Here is a 13,798-nt window from a genome sequence, read left to right as displayed (position 1 = left end):
TGCCGTAGCGCCCGGGTCCCCTTTCCCCGGGTGGGGCCGGGTGGGTAGCATGGCGCGACCTCCTCCATGAGCTTCTCCCTACCGCAGGCGCTGGTGCTCCTCCTCCCGCTGGGCCTCTTCCTGTGGAAGCGAGGCCAGCGGCCCGGTCCCCCCATGGCGCTGCGGTGGGCGCTGCTGCTGCTCGTGGTGGGCGCGCTGGCCGGCCCCGAGTGGGTGCTGCGCCACGCGGGCAGTGACGTGGTGGTGGTGGTGGACCGCTCGCGCTCCATGCCGGCCGACGCGGGGCGCGTGGCCGCGGAGCTGGTGGGCCTGCTGGAGACGCAGCGGCGCACCGGCGACAGGGTGGGCGTCATCTCCTTCGGCCGTGAGGCGCGGGTGGAGCAGCCGCTGTCGGAGGCGGGGCGCTTCGGCGGCTTCACCCGGCCGGTGGACGGGGAGGCCTCGGACCTGTCGGCGGCGCTGGACGCGGCGGGGGCGCTCATTCCTCCGGGCCGCACGGGCCGGGTGCTGGTGGTGTCCGATGGACGGGCCACCGGCGCGGACGCTCGCGGCGCGGCGCGCAGGCTGGCGGCCCGGGGCATCGCCGTGGACTTCCGCCACGTGGCGCGCGAGGACTCGCCGCTCGACCTCGCCGTGCTCTCGCTGGACGTGCCCGCCGCGGTGAAGGCGCACGAGCCCTTCCAGATGAGCGGGGTGGTGGTGGCCTCGGCGCCCGTCTCCGGCACGGTGCGCCTGGAGCGCAACGGCCGCGTGCGGGTGAAGGGTCCCTTCGACTTCCAGGCCGGGCCCAACCTGCTGCCCTTCCGCGACCTGGTGGACGAGCCGGGCCTCGTGGCCTACCGGCTGACGGTGGAGGCGCCGGGCGATGGCGTGGTGGAGAACGACGTGGGGCAGGCGGTGCTGCGGGTGGAGGGCCCTCCCCGGGTGCTGCTGCTCACGAAGCAGCCCGAGGGCACGCTGGCCCGGGCGCTGCGCTCGGCGGGGCTGCTGCTGGAGGTGCGCGCGCCCTTCCCCGTGACGCTCGATGCGCTGGACGGCGTGGGCACGGTGGTGCTGGAGAACGTGGATGCGAACCAGCTCGGCGAGCCGGCGCTGAACGTGCTGGCCGCGTACGTGGAGCAGGCCGGTGGCGGGCTGGTGATGACGGGTGGCCGCTCCAGCTTCGGCGAGGGAGGTTACCGCCGCTCGCCGGTGGAGCCGCTGCTGCCGGTGTCGCTGGAGATGCGCGAGGAGCAGCGCCGCACGGCCCTGGCCATGAGCGTGCTGATGGACTGCAGCTGCTCCATGGGCGCCACCGTGGCGGACGGGCGCACGAAGATGGAGGTGGCCGCCGAGGGCGTGGTGGGCGCGCTCACGCTGCTCAACGAGAAGGACGAGGTGTCCGTGCACATGGTGGACACCCAGGTGCACGAAATCTTCCCGATGAGCCCCGTGGAGAACGGGCTGCCGCTGGACGCGGTGTCGCGCGGCTTCAGCGGCGGAGGCGGCATCTTCGTGGGCGAGGCCCTGCGCGAGGGCCGCGAGCAGATTCTTCGCAGCGACAAGCTCACGCGGCACGTGCTGCTCTTCTCGGACGCGGCGGACTCGGAGGAGCCGGACGACTTCCTGAAGACGCTCGCGGAGCTGCGGCGCCAGAAGGTGACGGTGTCCGTCATCGGCCTGGGCTCGAAGTCGGACCCGGACGCGGCGCTGCTCGAGGAGATCGCGGTGAAGGGCGGAGGCCGCATCTACTTCGCCGAGGACGCGATGAGCCTGCCGCGCATCTTCAGCCAGGAGACCATCGCCGTGGCGCGGGCCACCTTCGTGGACGAGCCCGCCTCGCTGGAGGCGGCGCCGGACCTGCCGCTGCTCGGCAGGCTGCCGGCGATGGGGCTGCCGCAGATTGGCGGCTACAACCTCACGTACCTGCGGCCGCGCGCGAGCGTGGCGCTGCGGACGCTGGACGACAACGCGGCGCCGGTGCTGGCGCTGTGGCCGCGCGGCTCGGGGCGGGTGGTGGCCCTCATGGCGGAGGTGGATGGGGCCTTCACCGGCGAGCTGCGCACCTGGAGCGGGCTGCGCGCGGCGCTGGAGGGCATGGTGCGCTGGAGCATGGGCGGCGCGGGGGACGCGGGCGAGGCGGTGGCGCGCTCGGAGCGGCGGGGCAACCAGCTGCGGGTGACGCTGGACTTCGCGCCGGGAGAGGCGTTGCCGGGCGCGCTGCCCTCGCTGGTGCTGCTGCCGGGAGACGGGCGGGGCGCGCCGGTGGAGCTGCCCATGCGCTGGGAGGACGAGGACCGGGTGGCGGCCGAGTACACGCTGCCGGGCAGTGGCACGTGGCACCCGGTGGTGAAGCTGGGCGGGCGGGTGCTGCGGGCGCCTCCGGTGACGCTGCCCTACGCGCCCGAGTTCGAGCCCGGCAGTGCCCAGGAGGGCCTGGCGGTGCTGCGCGGGGTGGCGGCGGTGGGTGGAGGGCTGGAGCGGCTCTCCATGACGGGCCTCTTCGCGGAGGCGCCCGAGTCCGAGGGCCGCGTGGCGCTGGCGCCCTGGCTGGTGGCCCTGGCGGTGGCGGTGCTGCTGGCGGAGGTGGGGGTGCGCCGCTTCCTGTCGGGCCCGAGGCTCCGGCGCGCGGTGGCCGCCTCCACTCCAGCGGCCGTGGCGGTGCCGGGCATGCCGGCTTCCTCCGCCGCGACTCCGCCCACGAGCAGGCCCGCGGCCGGGACGGGTCCGGAAGCTCCGGCCGCCGCCGCGCCCGAGACGAAGCCGCGCGAGGAGCGGAGCGTGGACTCGGCGCTCGAGGCCGCCCGGGAGCGGGCCCGCCGCCGCATGGGGCGTTAGTGCAGGGGCGCGCCCTCCCGCTCGGGACGGGGCTTCGGGTGCGGCGAGGGCTCCTCCACGGGGTTGTAGGTCCGCACCAGCCAGTACGGCAGCCAGTGCACGTCCGCTCTCCTGTCCCAGGGCAGGGCGGGATCCGCGGTGAGCTCCCTTTCGATGTCCGTGGTGAGCCACTGCGCCAGCTCGGGCCCGGGCTCCTCGAAACCATGCGAGCGGTAGAACTGCACCTCCTCCGCCCACCGGTGCCGCCTGGCGGCCGAGGCTTCCCGGTCCACCAGCAACCTCACCGCCATCAGCGTCCCGCGCGAGACGTCGAAGGCCTTGTTCTCCAACAGCTCGGTGGACGAGGTGATGCGCCGCAGGAAGTCCTCGCGGATGCCGGCGCCCCACAGCCCGGGCGGCACGTAGAAGTCGTCACCCTGCCACACCATCACCTGCCGGCCTCCGCTCCCATCGGCATCCCAGAGCAGCGGCTTGCCGTTGGCGTGGTGCGTGCGCGCGATGAGCTGGGCGGCCTGGATGTAGTACTGCGGCTCTCCCTCACAGGGCATCTTGAGCTGATAGGAGATGAGCCGCTCGAGGGGGACCGGACGCGGCGTCTGATGGTCCTCGGGCGTCTCGTCCCGGGCGGGCCGGCCTCTCTGGTGCCTCCAGCAGGACATCGCGAAGCCATGCTCCTCCCGCGACAGCCGCCCGATGTCCTTCCTGTCCATGGGCGGCAGGTAGAAGCGCTTCTCCAGGAAGTAGGTGAAGCGCGGGGAGTACTGCGTCTTCAGCAGCGGCCACCAGGCCCGGAAGAGCGACGAGTAGGCCCACCGCGCGAAGTAGTTCATCAGGCCCAGGTAGGCCGGATGGTTGTAGTGGGTGGCGAGATCCTCGGAGAGGAACACCTCCTCCATGAAGAGCAGCGCGAGCCGCAGGATGTGGAGCGCCTCGGACAGCTCCTGGGGCGTGGGGTTGAACTCCTCCGGGTGGCCGTCTCCATCCCCCGTCTTGTGCCGCGTCCACCTCTTGCGCAGCGTGCCCCCGTGCATCGGGGCCTGCTCCTTGGCCTCCCGGTCCAGCTCGTTGATCTCCTTGAAGACCTCGCGGAACAGCCTTCCGGACGTCTGCTGTTGCAGCATGGCGTCGAGCTCGGCGGCGCGCGCCACGAAGCGCGAGAATCGCTCCTGGTAGCCCTCGGGCACGGGCATCCAATCGGAGCGGGCCCGGGCGAAGAGCTGCGCGGCCCGCTCCTTGCTCCGCTCCGTGGCCTCCCGCAGGGGCCGGAAGGCCGTGAGCGCGGCGTGCTCGCCCAGCCGGCGGTACGCCTCCCACTGCGCCTCGTCGTAGAACTGGTCCCCCGTCGTCTCGTGCGGGAAGTCCACGTTGCGCGCCTTGTACTGTCTGACGTCGGGCGGCTCGTTCCCCGTCAGCGTGGGTTTGAGCAACAACAGCACCCCGGTGTCGCCGTCCGGGTATTCGATGTCCCCCACGACGATGGGCTGGCGCGACAGTCCTCCCTCCGCGGCGCGCAGGGGCGAGAGGTCGATGCGCAGCTCCACGCCGAAGTCCTCGCGCACGCGCCGCACGGCATTGGCGAAGTCGTCGAAGGTGGTGCCCGAGTCCGTGCCGCAGTCGGAGACGAGGATGAACCGGCAGTGGCGGCGCACCAGCTCGTAGAGCGCCAGGTTCTCGAAGTGGCCGCCGTCCGACAGCAGCACGTCCCGGCTGCGCGCCCGTGAGCGGCCGAGCAGCTCCTTGTAGAAGGGCAGCCCCACGAAGAGCTGCTCGTACCAGCGCCGGTGGGCGCGGGTCGGGTGGGGACTCCAGAGGCCGAGCCGGAGGTTGAAGGCCGTCATCAGGAAGGTGACCGCCTTGCCCAGCCGCATGGACACGGCGCCCATGTGCGAGTTGAAGGCCGCTCCGGAGGCCGTCATCGCCGAGGCCAGCGTGGGGACCGTGCCTCCCTCCTTGCGCAGCCTCTTCCAGCTCTTCCACTCCTTGCCCACGGAGAAGCCCACGCTCGAGAGCACCGCGCTGTCGGCTCCCCGGTAGAGGTTGGCCATGGGGTCCACCGAGGAGAGATCGTTCGCCGCGCAGCAGATGAGATGGAGCGGCCCGGGCCGTGGCCGCAGATCGTCCAGGGGCAGGTCATCCTTCGTGTGGGGCTCGGTCTGGCCGGGTCCCTCTCCGTGCGCCGCGCCGATGAAGGTCCGCGCGATGCGGCCACGGTAGAAGACGTGCAGGCCCACGAGGTTGGGATCGAAGAGGAGCAGCGTGAGCACGGTGAGGGTCACCGCCGCCACCTGGAGCCCGGTGAGCCAGCCCCCGTGCTCCGCCGCGTGGATGAGCAGCACCATTCCCAGGGCCACCAGCGCCAGCGTCACGTACCCCAGCCACTTGGGCAGGTGCGCCTTCACCCGCTCTTTGAGGCTGGGGCTGACCGGTCTGCTCGTCTGCCGCCCGAGGAATTGATGGGCCTTGGCGAGCAGGGCCGTGAGCGCGGTCACCGCTCCCGCCAGGCCCGCGTAGGCCTGGGCCGGGGTTCCGCTCCCGAGGATGAAGCCGTGCAACCTGCCCCCGGCCACCCAGAGCGCCGCGAAGATGGACCAGAGGATCGCCAGCAGCAGCAGCCGGCTGATGACGCGCTCGACCGCGGCCAGCTTCGTCCGCTGCATCCACTCGGTCACGTAGCGCGAGCCGAACCACCGGAGCATCACCAGCAGGACGATGCTTCCCACCCAGGCCAGGGGCGGCAGGAACACGTAGAGCGGCTCCAGGTCGCCCGTGTGCGCCTCCGGCGGCCAGGGGCCCTCGCGCCTCGCGCCGATCCGGTCATGGTAGCCGTGGACGAGCCCCCACCAGAGCAGCAACACGGCTCCCATCGCCAGCAAGGCGGTGGGCAGGTAGTAGCCGAACCTCCGGAACTCGAGCTCCTGGGCGTCCTCCTGGCTCGGCGGGGGGATGTTCCGGGCGAGCCTCACCTGCTCGTTCTGCCGGGCCAGCAGCCACTCGAAGAAGAAGAGCCCTCCGCCCGTCATCAGGAGCATCAACGCATACGAGATGCCCAGCCCCACGGGCGGCGGCCCGTCCCAGGGTGACCACTCGACGAGCAGGAACCGGGCGAGCTGCCGCCACAGCAGGGGCGCCAGGATGAGGAGCGAGAGGGCCGCGAGGAGCGCGGGGAGGACGGCGCTCAGGGCCGCGACGAGCAGCCGCCCCGTGTCGAGGCTCATCAGGCCCAGCCGGGGATTGAGGAAGTTGCTGAACTCCCGCAGGTGGCTGACCTCGGGGAGCTTCGCCCCGCGAGAGCCCTGGGTGGTGGTGGGAAAGAGCCGGGACTCCCACGTCCTCCGGGCCGCGTGGCCCTGGCGGGTCCGCTTGCCGTGGTAGTGCCGCCACGCCGTCCAGAAGCCACCGATGTACCCCCCGCCCGAGACGGTGGCGAGGTAGTCGAACATCTCCAGCAACCCCAGCTGGTGCAGGCCCTGCAACAGTCCCAGGTTGAACGTCGCGCTGCGCATGCCTCCGCCCGAGAGCGCCAGGCCGCACAAGTCCCGCCGGTCGCTGACGAGCTGGGGCGTCACCGGCGCCGGCGTCCCCTGTTTCGCGCCTCGGGGCCGCCTCGCGCGCGTCCTGTCCAGGTACCGCCGCTCTCGCGCCAGCAGGCGGCTGTCGATGCTCGCTCCCTCCTCCCCGGTGGGCCTGGATGGCTTGCGCATGGCTCTCTCCGGGCACGTTCCCGCCCTCGCACGGTAGGTCCGCCCTCCCGCGGCGGGCATTGCCCCCGGGCCAGACGCGAGTGTTGGTTTCTTCCAAGATTCGGAAAAAACAGGAAATGCTGCCTTTGCGGGTGCTAAGACGCGCGCTCCCCCCGCCGTGGAGCCGGGCCTCCCCCGTCCGGCTGCGCGGCCATCCCCGAGGCACGCGATGAAGCTGCGATACGCGCTGTGGTTGTTGCCGGCCCTGTGGGCCGTGGGCTGCGGCCCGTCCGAGGACGAGGCCGTGGTGGACGAGCTCACGGGCCAGGTGCTCGAGCCGGCCACCACCGAGTACGACATGCACCGGCTGCTGGAGGACACGGACATCACCGGCGGCCAGTGGATCACGGTGGCGCAGGTGCAGGCGTTCCTGCAGCAGAAGGGCTCGTACCTGGCCACCTACAAGGATCCGGCCTGGAGCAACAAGACGGCGGCGACGCTCATCGTGGAGCGCTCCAAGGCGTACACCATCAGCCCGCTGTACATGCTGGCGCGCATCCAGACGGAGTCGAGCCTCATCACCAGCGGCACCTCCACCAACCTGGCCAAGGCCACCGGCTGTGGCTGCCCGGACAGCGGCGGGTGCACCGTGTCCTACGCGGGCTTCGGCAATCAGATCGAGTGCTCGGCGAAGAAGCTGCGCGGCTACCTCACGGACCTGGACGCGGGCCGGGCCACCATCTCCGGGTGGAAGCCTGGCGTGACGAAGAGCACCTCGGACCCGTGCTCGGTGAAGCCGGTCAACAAAGCCACCGCGGCGCTCTACACGTACACCCCGTGGGTGGGCGCGTACGCCATCCAGTGCGGCCGCACGGACATCGGCGGCTCGTCGCTGGTGGCGGTGAAGTACAACCAGTTCAAGGGCGAGTACGCCTGGGGCACCGGCGGCTCCACCGTCACGTGCTACTCGGGCACGGTGGAGGCGAACGTGGCCGTGGGCGTGTGCGTGCAGAGCTCCTCGGACGCCATCTGGCGGCAGTGCCAGGCCGACGGCACCTTCACGGCGGGCACCACCACCAAGCCCACCACCTGCACGGCGTCCTGGCCGTGGTGCTCGTCCGCCACCCTGGGCCGCTCGGTGCCGGCGCGCACGTGCGTGCAGTCCAGTGGGGACCTGCAGTGGCACCAGTGTGGCTCCGAGGGCGCGTGGCTCTCGGCGCCGAACGCGCCCACCACGGGCAGCGGCCCGGTGGGCACCTGCTACGCCAGCTACGCCCTCTGAGGCACGCGGTGGCTCAGTTGAAGCCGCCCAGGGTGCGGATCAGCGAGAGGTAGATGCCGCCGCACAGGCAGCAGGAGAGCAGGGGCGTGACCAGGCATCCCGCGAGCGCCACGCCCCAGCTCGTCCGGTGCAGCCCGCGGTAGGCGAAGACGCGGGCCACCAGCCCCCAGACGGGCGCCACGTAGGGGCCGATGCACGGCACCGCGCCGAGCAGCCAGGGCGCCTGGGAGAAGGCGTTGGCCCGGAGCGTCACCTGGAAGCCCCGGGTGACGCCGCCCATCTTCAGCACCAGGTGGTCGAGCCCCGCCTGGATGACGGTGTAGGCCGCGGAGAGCAGCGGGCCGAGGATCATGATGGCCACGAACATGGCGGGCCCCAACCACGAGGGGACGCTGTCCCTGGACGGGTTCCCCGAGGAGAGCAGGTAGGGCACGAAGGAGAGGAAGCCCATATAGGAGAGGCCCCCCACGATGCTGGTGGGCACGGCGCACAGCACGGCGAACAGCAGGGACTCACCGGCGCTGCCCTCGGGACGGAAGGTGGGGAAGGTGTCCGGGTGGAACATCACGGCCACCACCGTCTTCCACCAGGCGGTGAAGGTGCCCAGCTCCTCGCGCAAGTCCCACGGCAGCGGCGTGTCCTGCTCGAGCGCATGGCAGCGCTGGCACACCACCTCCTGGCGCGAGTTGAGCCGCAGGCACTCGGCGCAGGCGAAGGTGCCGCAGCGGTCGCAGATGGCCAGGCTCAGGCGCCGGGGGTGGTAGCCGCACGTGGGCTCGGCGCTCTGCGGCGTGGCCTCCCGCAGCAGGGAGGTGCCACAACCCGGACACGTCGTGGCTCCGGGGGTGATGGGATGCTGGCAATAGGGACACGGGATGTTCATGCGCCACCCATCCTGGCATGAACCCCCCGCGCGGTGCTTCCGGAAGGCGTGGGCTCAGAAGGCCACGGGCAGGCGCTGCAGGCCGTTGACGAGGATGCCGTCGCGCCAGCGCAGCCGGGCCGGGTCCTCCGCGAAGCGCAGCCGGGGCATGCGCTCCAGCAGCAGGTTGATGGCGAGGGTGCCCTCGAGCCGGGCCAGGGGCGCGCCCAGGCAGAAGTGGATGCCGAAGCCGAAGGCGATGTGCCGGTTGGGCTCGCGGGTGATGTCGAAGCGCTCCGGCTCGGGGAAGTGCTCGGGGTCATGGTCGGCCGCCAGCAGCGAGGCCACCACGCTCTCGCCCGCGGGAATCCTCTGGCCGCGGAACTCGAGCTCCTGCGTGGCCCAGCGCTGGGTGCTGGTCTCCACCGGGCCGCGGAAGCGCAGCATCTCCTCCACCGCGGACTCGATGAGGGCCGGGTTGGCGCGCAGCCGCTCCAGCTGCTCCGGGTGGTGGAGCAGCGCCCAGACGCCATTGCCGATGAGGTTCACCGTCGTCTCGTGGCCCGCCACCAGCAGCAGGAAGAGCATGCTGCTGAGCTCCTTGGGCGAGAGCCGGTCTCCCTGCTCCTCCACGGCCAGCAGGGCGCTGAGCAGATCGTCCCGCGGCTCGGCCCGGCGTCTGGCCATCAGGGTCTGGAAGTACTGGGCGAACTGCATGCCGGCCTTGCGGATGGTCTGCATGTCTCCATCCAGGGGCGGGTTGATGATGATGTGCGTCCACTCGCGGAACTGGTCCTGGTCCTCCTGGGGCACGCCGAGCAGCTCGGCGATGACCGTCACCGGCAGGGGGAAGGCGTAGGCGTCGAGCAGATCCATGGAGCCGCTCGCCTGCACGGCGTCCAGCAGCCGGTGGGCGATGGCGGTGACGCGCGGGCGCAGCTCCTCCACGCGGCGCGGGGTGAAGGCCTTGGACACCAGCGTGCGCAGGCGCGTGTGGTCCGGCGGATCCGCCGAGAGCATGTGCTGGTTGAAGACGTCGCTCTCCTCGGAGCGAAGCTGCTTGGACGGTGAGTCGTCAGGCAGCTTGCGCATGTCCTTGGTGAAGCGCGGGTCGCGCATCAGCTCCACCGCGTCCTTGTAGCGGGTCGCCACCCAGACGGGGACCTTGTAGTAGGGGTCGAGCAGCCGGACGAGGGGCGCTTCCTGCCGCATGCGGGCGTAGACGGGCAGGGGGTTGGCGCGCGCCTCCTGTGCCCACAGGTCGTGACGGTTGGTGCTCGTGCTCAAGATGGACGCTCCAGGGTGAGAAGGGGGGGCCCTGGATAACGCCTGTCGCGGCCCCATGCGCGGGTGATGTGCGCGGCGGTGGCGGAGATGACGGATTCTCGATGTGGGGAGGCCTGGGGCAGAGTGCCCCCCGTGGGGCAGAATGACCCGGCGCCACGCGGCCCTCCGTGAGGGGGGGAGCCCGTTGGCACAGGCCATGCTGTGGAAGGCAGTTCCCTCTCCGCCCGGGTGGTGTGCCGTGATGTCTTCCCCTCCCTCGGACCCCCACCCTCCGCGCATCCTGCTGGCCGAGGACGACACCGAGTTGCGCTCGCTCCTCACGCTGACGTTGGCGCGGGCGGGCTACGCGGTGGTCGCGCTGGAGGATGGCTTCGAGCTGTCCGACTACGTGTCGTTGACGCAGGTGTGTGGCGGCCCGCTGCTGCCGCCGGATCTCATCCTGTCGGATGTGCGGATGCCGGGGCCCACCGGGTTGGACGTGCTCAACCAGGCGCAGGCGGCCGGGCTCTTCTGCCCGGTGGTCATCCTGTCGGCCTTCGCGGATGACGCGACGCGTGAGGCCGCGCGGCGGTTGGGAGTGAATGCCTTCCTGGACAAGCCGGTGGACATGAAGGTCCTGACGGCCACCGTGCGCCGGGAGATTTCCACGACCCATGGCCCGGGGCTCCCGAAGAGTGAGGTGGAGCCGTGATGAAGAGAATCTTGTTGGGGTGGGTGATGCTGGTGGCCGGAGGCGCGTTCGCCCTCGGGGGCGGGCGGATGCTCTACCGGGCCAAGGCGAGCGAGCACTGGCCGGTGGTGAAGGGCTCGGTGCTGTCCTCCTCGGTGGAGACGCTGCGCAGCAAGCGCTCGGTGAGCTTCCGGCCGCACGTGCGCTACAGCTACACGGTGGGGGCGGAGCACTACACGGCGGAGACGATCGCCTTCGCCGCCATGGACACGGGCAACCTGGCGGAGGCGAACGCGTACGTGCGGCGCTTCCCGGTGGGCGCTCCCGTCGAGCTGCACTATTCGCCCGCGGACCCGTCGATTGCCTGCATCGAGTGCGGACTGGCGGGCCTGGCGGACTACGTGGTGACCGCGGCCGGAGCGGCGATGATGTTGTTCGCCGTCTCGGGGCTGCTGGATGTTTTGCGCGGCGACCTTCGTGCACGGTGGCGTCAGCGGGCGTCGCCTCCAAGCGGTACGGCCCCTCCGCAGGCGACACGCGGTTGAGATGGCGTTTCACCCAAGCCCCCCCTTTCACATGCCCCGCTCCCGTACGCTCCTCCTCGCGGTTGCCGTCCTCCTCGTGTTGGCGGGTGGGGCTGTCGTGCTCCGGCGCCCGTCCACGCCGGACGCTCCGCCCGCCGCTCCGGCGCGGACGGCCGTCTCCGCTGCTCCAGCCGCTGCGCCCGTGGCCATGCCGCCCGCGCGGAAGGCCACGGCGGAGCTGCTGCCTCCGCCTCTTGGCTACGTCGGCTCGGAGAAGTGCGGCGAGTGCCATGACGACGAGCACACCGCGTGGCGCAAGGACTGGCATGCCCGTGCGCTCTCGGAGGCCACCCCGGACTCCGTGGTCGGCGACTTCCGCAACGCCCACTACCAGGGAGACTCCAGCGAGGCGTGGATGATCTCCCAGGACGCGCACTACGCCATGCGCACGAAGGGGCCGGGCGGCGCGCTCGGTGTGTACCCGGTGGACTGGGTGGTGGGCGGCAAGCGGATGCAGGATCCCGTCACGATGATGCCGGACGGGCGCTGGCAGGTGCTGCCCATCTACTACCACGTCACCGGCAAGGGCGAGTGGGTGGACTACTCCGAGTCCAAGCAGGGCGTGCTGACGCCGGACCATCCCTTCTTCTGGGCCAACTGGCAGCGCAACAGCCAGCACTCGTGTCTGGACTGCCACGTCACCGGGCTCAACACGCGCTACGACCGGGGCAGCCACAAGTGGAGCACCGGCTTCGCGGACGCGGGCGTGGCCTGCGAGAGCTGCCATGGCCCCGGCGCGCGCCACGTGGAGACGCAGCTCACCCAGGACATCGTCCAGCCGTCGAAGCTTCCGCCCCAGCAGGCGCTGGCCGTGTGCGCGCAGTGCCACGGGCCGCACCGCACGCTCTTCCCGTTGCTGGACGCGGGGCACCGGTATCAGCCGGGCAAGCGCTACGAGGACTACTACCAGCCCATGGTGGTGATGCTGGGCAACCAGCGCTCCGGCGACTTCTTCGAGGACGGGCGCCCGAAGACATCCAGCTTCGAGTACCAGGCCCTCACCCAGTCCCGCTGCTACCTGCAGGGCGGCGCCACGTGCCTCACCTGCCACACCGCGCCCCACGCGGAGCATGGGGACAATGAGATCAAACAGCCCAAGCACCTCGCGAAGGGCGTGACGGTGGGCTCGGCGAGCTGCCAGGGCTGCCATGCGAAGGAAGCCGCCGAGGGCTCCAGGCACACGCACCACACCTCGGTCGAGGCGCAGGACTGCGTGGCCTGCCACATGCCGCCGACGGTGTCGGGCGTGCTGGACCACCTGGCGGACCACGCCATCGACGTGCCGGTGCCGCGCAACACGGTGAAGCACGACATCCCCAACGGGTGCAACGCGTGCCACACGCACGAGAAGGCCTCGCCCGAGGCGATGGCGGAGTCGCTGGAGAAGTGGTGGCCCAACGCGAAGCAGCGGCAGGCACGGCGCATGCGGCTGGCGGACGCCATCGCGGTGAAGACGGCCGCGGACAGCCGCGAGCCGCTGGAGCAGGTGCTGGCGGACAAGAAGGAGGCCCCGGCCCTGCGCGGCGTGGCGGCCCAGTTGCTGGCCCAGCGCTTCCACAAGGAGGCGGTGCCCGCGCTGAAGGCGGCGCTCGCCACGGCCACGGATCCGGTGCTGCGCTCGGATATCGCCGAGGCGCTGGCCACCACGGGCACGCGGGACGTGGTGGACGTGCTCGCCCCGCTGCTGAAGGACAAGTCGCTGTGGGTGCGGCAGGCCGCCGCCATTCCGCTCGCGGGCGTGGGAGACTCGCGCGGGCTCGCGGCGCTGGAGGCGCTGGCGCACCAGCCCGAGTCGGAGGGGCTGACGATGCCGCACGTGATGCTCGGCCAGCTGGCGCTGCGCCGGGGAGACCTGACCACCGGTGTCCAGGAGTTGGAGCGCTCCCTGGACATGCAGCCGTACAACGCCGAGATGCTGGTGGTGCTGGCGGATGTGTACGCGCGCCAGGGAGACCTGCCGAAGGCGAAGGAGCGGCTGGAGGAGGCGCTGCGGTTCGACTCGCAGCACCGGGGAGCGCGGCAGCGGCTGGAGTTCCTGCGGCGGGGGAGGCCCCCGGGCCGCTGAGCCCGCCGCTGCTGCTGTCCCAGGCCGCGGGGGGCCGGCTCCGCACCCCGCCAGGGCGGTGACTTCGCCGCTCCCACAGGCGCTGTCCGAGTGGCGATTGCCGGAGCGGCCCATATGGCTTGGGAGGTGGGTAGGGTGCGGCGACTCCTCAAGTCATCTGCTGACTGTTCTGTCGTGGCTCTCCGGTTTGAGGGGAAGCTCCTGGTACCATGGGATGTCTCCACCGGAGGCCCTCATGACGCCAACACTGCTGGTGCTGTTGCTGCTCTCCCAGGCGGAATGGCCAGAGGACCCGCCTGCTGGAGCCATGGAGCCACCGCTCCCTGCCGCCATGGCGGGGGGATGGCACTCCCTCACGCGCGTGGAGGCTTCCGGGCTGGCGCTGTTGCCGGGCGGCGGGGCGGAAGGGCTGGAGAGCTACGCCCAACTGACCCCCATGCTGATCTTCCACGCACGCTGCTCTCCTTGTCACAGCTCTTTATGTGTGAGCCGTGGGGCTCGGGTTCCAGGCCATTAGTGCCTCAGCGCGGTCCGAAGCGCCGCAAGTCTCG

8 protein-coding genes are annotated in these 13,798 nt (G+C 71.4%); 5 read left to right on the top strand and 3 right to left on the bottom strand.

Features of this window, described 5'->3' with window-relative positions; all coding sequences use genetic code 11:
* Positions 1-66: 66 nt before the first annotated feature.
* On the top strand, positions 67-2,817 hold the full coding sequence (locus tag VFZ09_RS51040) for a VWA domain-containing protein (protein WP_329735162.1): 2,751 nt from the start codon (positions 67-69) through the stop codon (positions 2,815-2,817).
* Here VFZ09_RS51040 and VFZ09_RS51035 read toward each other — a convergent pair.
* Positions 2,814-6,518 carry a patatin-like phospholipase family protein gene (locus VFZ09_RS51035; protein WP_329735161.1) on the bottom strand — a complete coding sequence of 1,235 codons (3,705 nt, stop codon included), beginning with the start codon at positions 6,516-6,518 and terminating at the stop codon, positions 2,814-2,816. The genes VFZ09_RS51040 and VFZ09_RS51035 overlap by 4 nt on opposite strands.
* A 208-nt stretch (positions 6,519-6,726) precedes the next feature.
* Between VFZ09_RS51035 and VFZ09_RS51030 the strand changes: the two genes are divergently transcribed.
* Positions 6,727-7,779, top strand: a complete 1,053-nt coding sequence (locus VFZ09_RS51030) for a hypothetical protein (protein WP_329735160.1) — start codon at positions 6,727-6,729, stop codon at positions 7,777-7,779.
* A gap of 13 nt (positions 7,780-7,792) precedes the next feature.
* Here the strand turns inward: VFZ09_RS51030 and VFZ09_RS51025 are convergent, their stop codons facing one another.
* Both VFZ09_RS51025 and VFZ09_RS51020 read right to left on the bottom strand, forming a co-directional pair.
* Positions 7,793-8,662, bottom strand: a complete 870-nt coding sequence (locus VFZ09_RS51025; RefSeq protein ID WP_329735159.1) for a YIP1 family protein — start codon at positions 8,660-8,662, stop codon at positions 7,793-7,795.
* A 54-nt stretch (positions 8,663-8,716) separates the two neighbouring features.
* Entirely contained in the window at positions 8,717-9,928 is a 1,212-nt protein-coding gene (locus VFZ09_RS51020) for a cytochrome P450 (RefSeq protein ID WP_329735158.1), read from the bottom strand.
* Between the two features lie 241 nt (positions 9,929-10,169).
* On the opposite strand from VFZ09_RS51020, the gene VFZ09_RS51015 reads away from it, so the two are divergent.
* The 3 genes from VFZ09_RS51015 (at position 10,170) to VFZ09_RS51005 (ending at position 13,247) form a co-directional block, all read left to right on the top strand.
* Complete coding sequence (locus tag VFZ09_RS51015) at positions 10,170-10,619, top strand: response regulator (RefSeq protein WP_329735157.1); 450 nt, start codon at positions 10,170-10,172, stop codon at positions 10,617-10,619.
* A complete protein-coding gene (locus VFZ09_RS51010; RefSeq protein ID WP_329735214.1) occupies positions 10,619-11,143 on the top strand; it encodes a DUF3592 domain-containing protein in 525 nt (174 codons plus the stop codon). Before VFZ09_RS51015 ends, VFZ09_RS51010 begins: the two co-directional genes overlap by 1 nt.
* A 97-nt stretch (positions 11,144-11,240) precedes the next feature.
* Entirely contained in the window at positions 11,241-13,247 is a 2,007-nt protein-coding gene (locus tag VFZ09_RS51005) for a HEAT repeat domain-containing protein (RefSeq protein ID WP_329735156.1), read from the top strand.
* Positions 13,248-13,798: the final 551 nt, after the last annotated feature.

This window comes from Archangium sp., from assembly GCF_036277355.1.
GTDB lineage: Bacteria > Myxococcota > Myxococcia > Myxococcales > Myxococcaceae > Archangium.
Note: the sequence above shows the minus strand (reverse complement) of the source record. Positions and strands in the feature narration are given on the sequence as shown.

Bases quoted from the DNA above. Each gene is read 5' to 3' on its own strand.
- VFZ09_RS51040 (WP_329735162.1), top strand. From the start codon at position 67: ATGAGCTTCTCCCTACCGCAGGCGCTGGTGCTCCTCCTCCCGCTGGGC.
- VFZ09_RS51035 (WP_329735161.1), bottom strand. From the start codon at position 6,518: ATGCGCAAGCCATCCAGGCCCACCGGGGAGGAGGGAGCGAGCATCGAC.
- VFZ09_RS51030 (WP_329735160.1), top strand. From the start codon at position 6,727: ATGAAGCTGCGATACGCGCTGTGGTTGTTGCCGGCCCTGTGGGCCGTG.
- VFZ09_RS51025 (WP_329735159.1), bottom strand. From the start codon at position 8,662: ATGAACATCCCGTGTCCCTATTGCCAGCATCCCATCACCCCCGGAGCC.
- VFZ09_RS51015 (WP_329735157.1), top strand. From the start codon at position 10,170: ATGTCTTCCCCTCCCTCGGACCCCCACCCTCCGCGCATCCTGCTGGCC.
- VFZ09_RS51010 (WP_329735214.1), top strand. From the start codon at position 10,619: ATGAAGAGAATCTTGTTGGGGTGGGTGATGCTGGTGGCCGGAGGCGCG.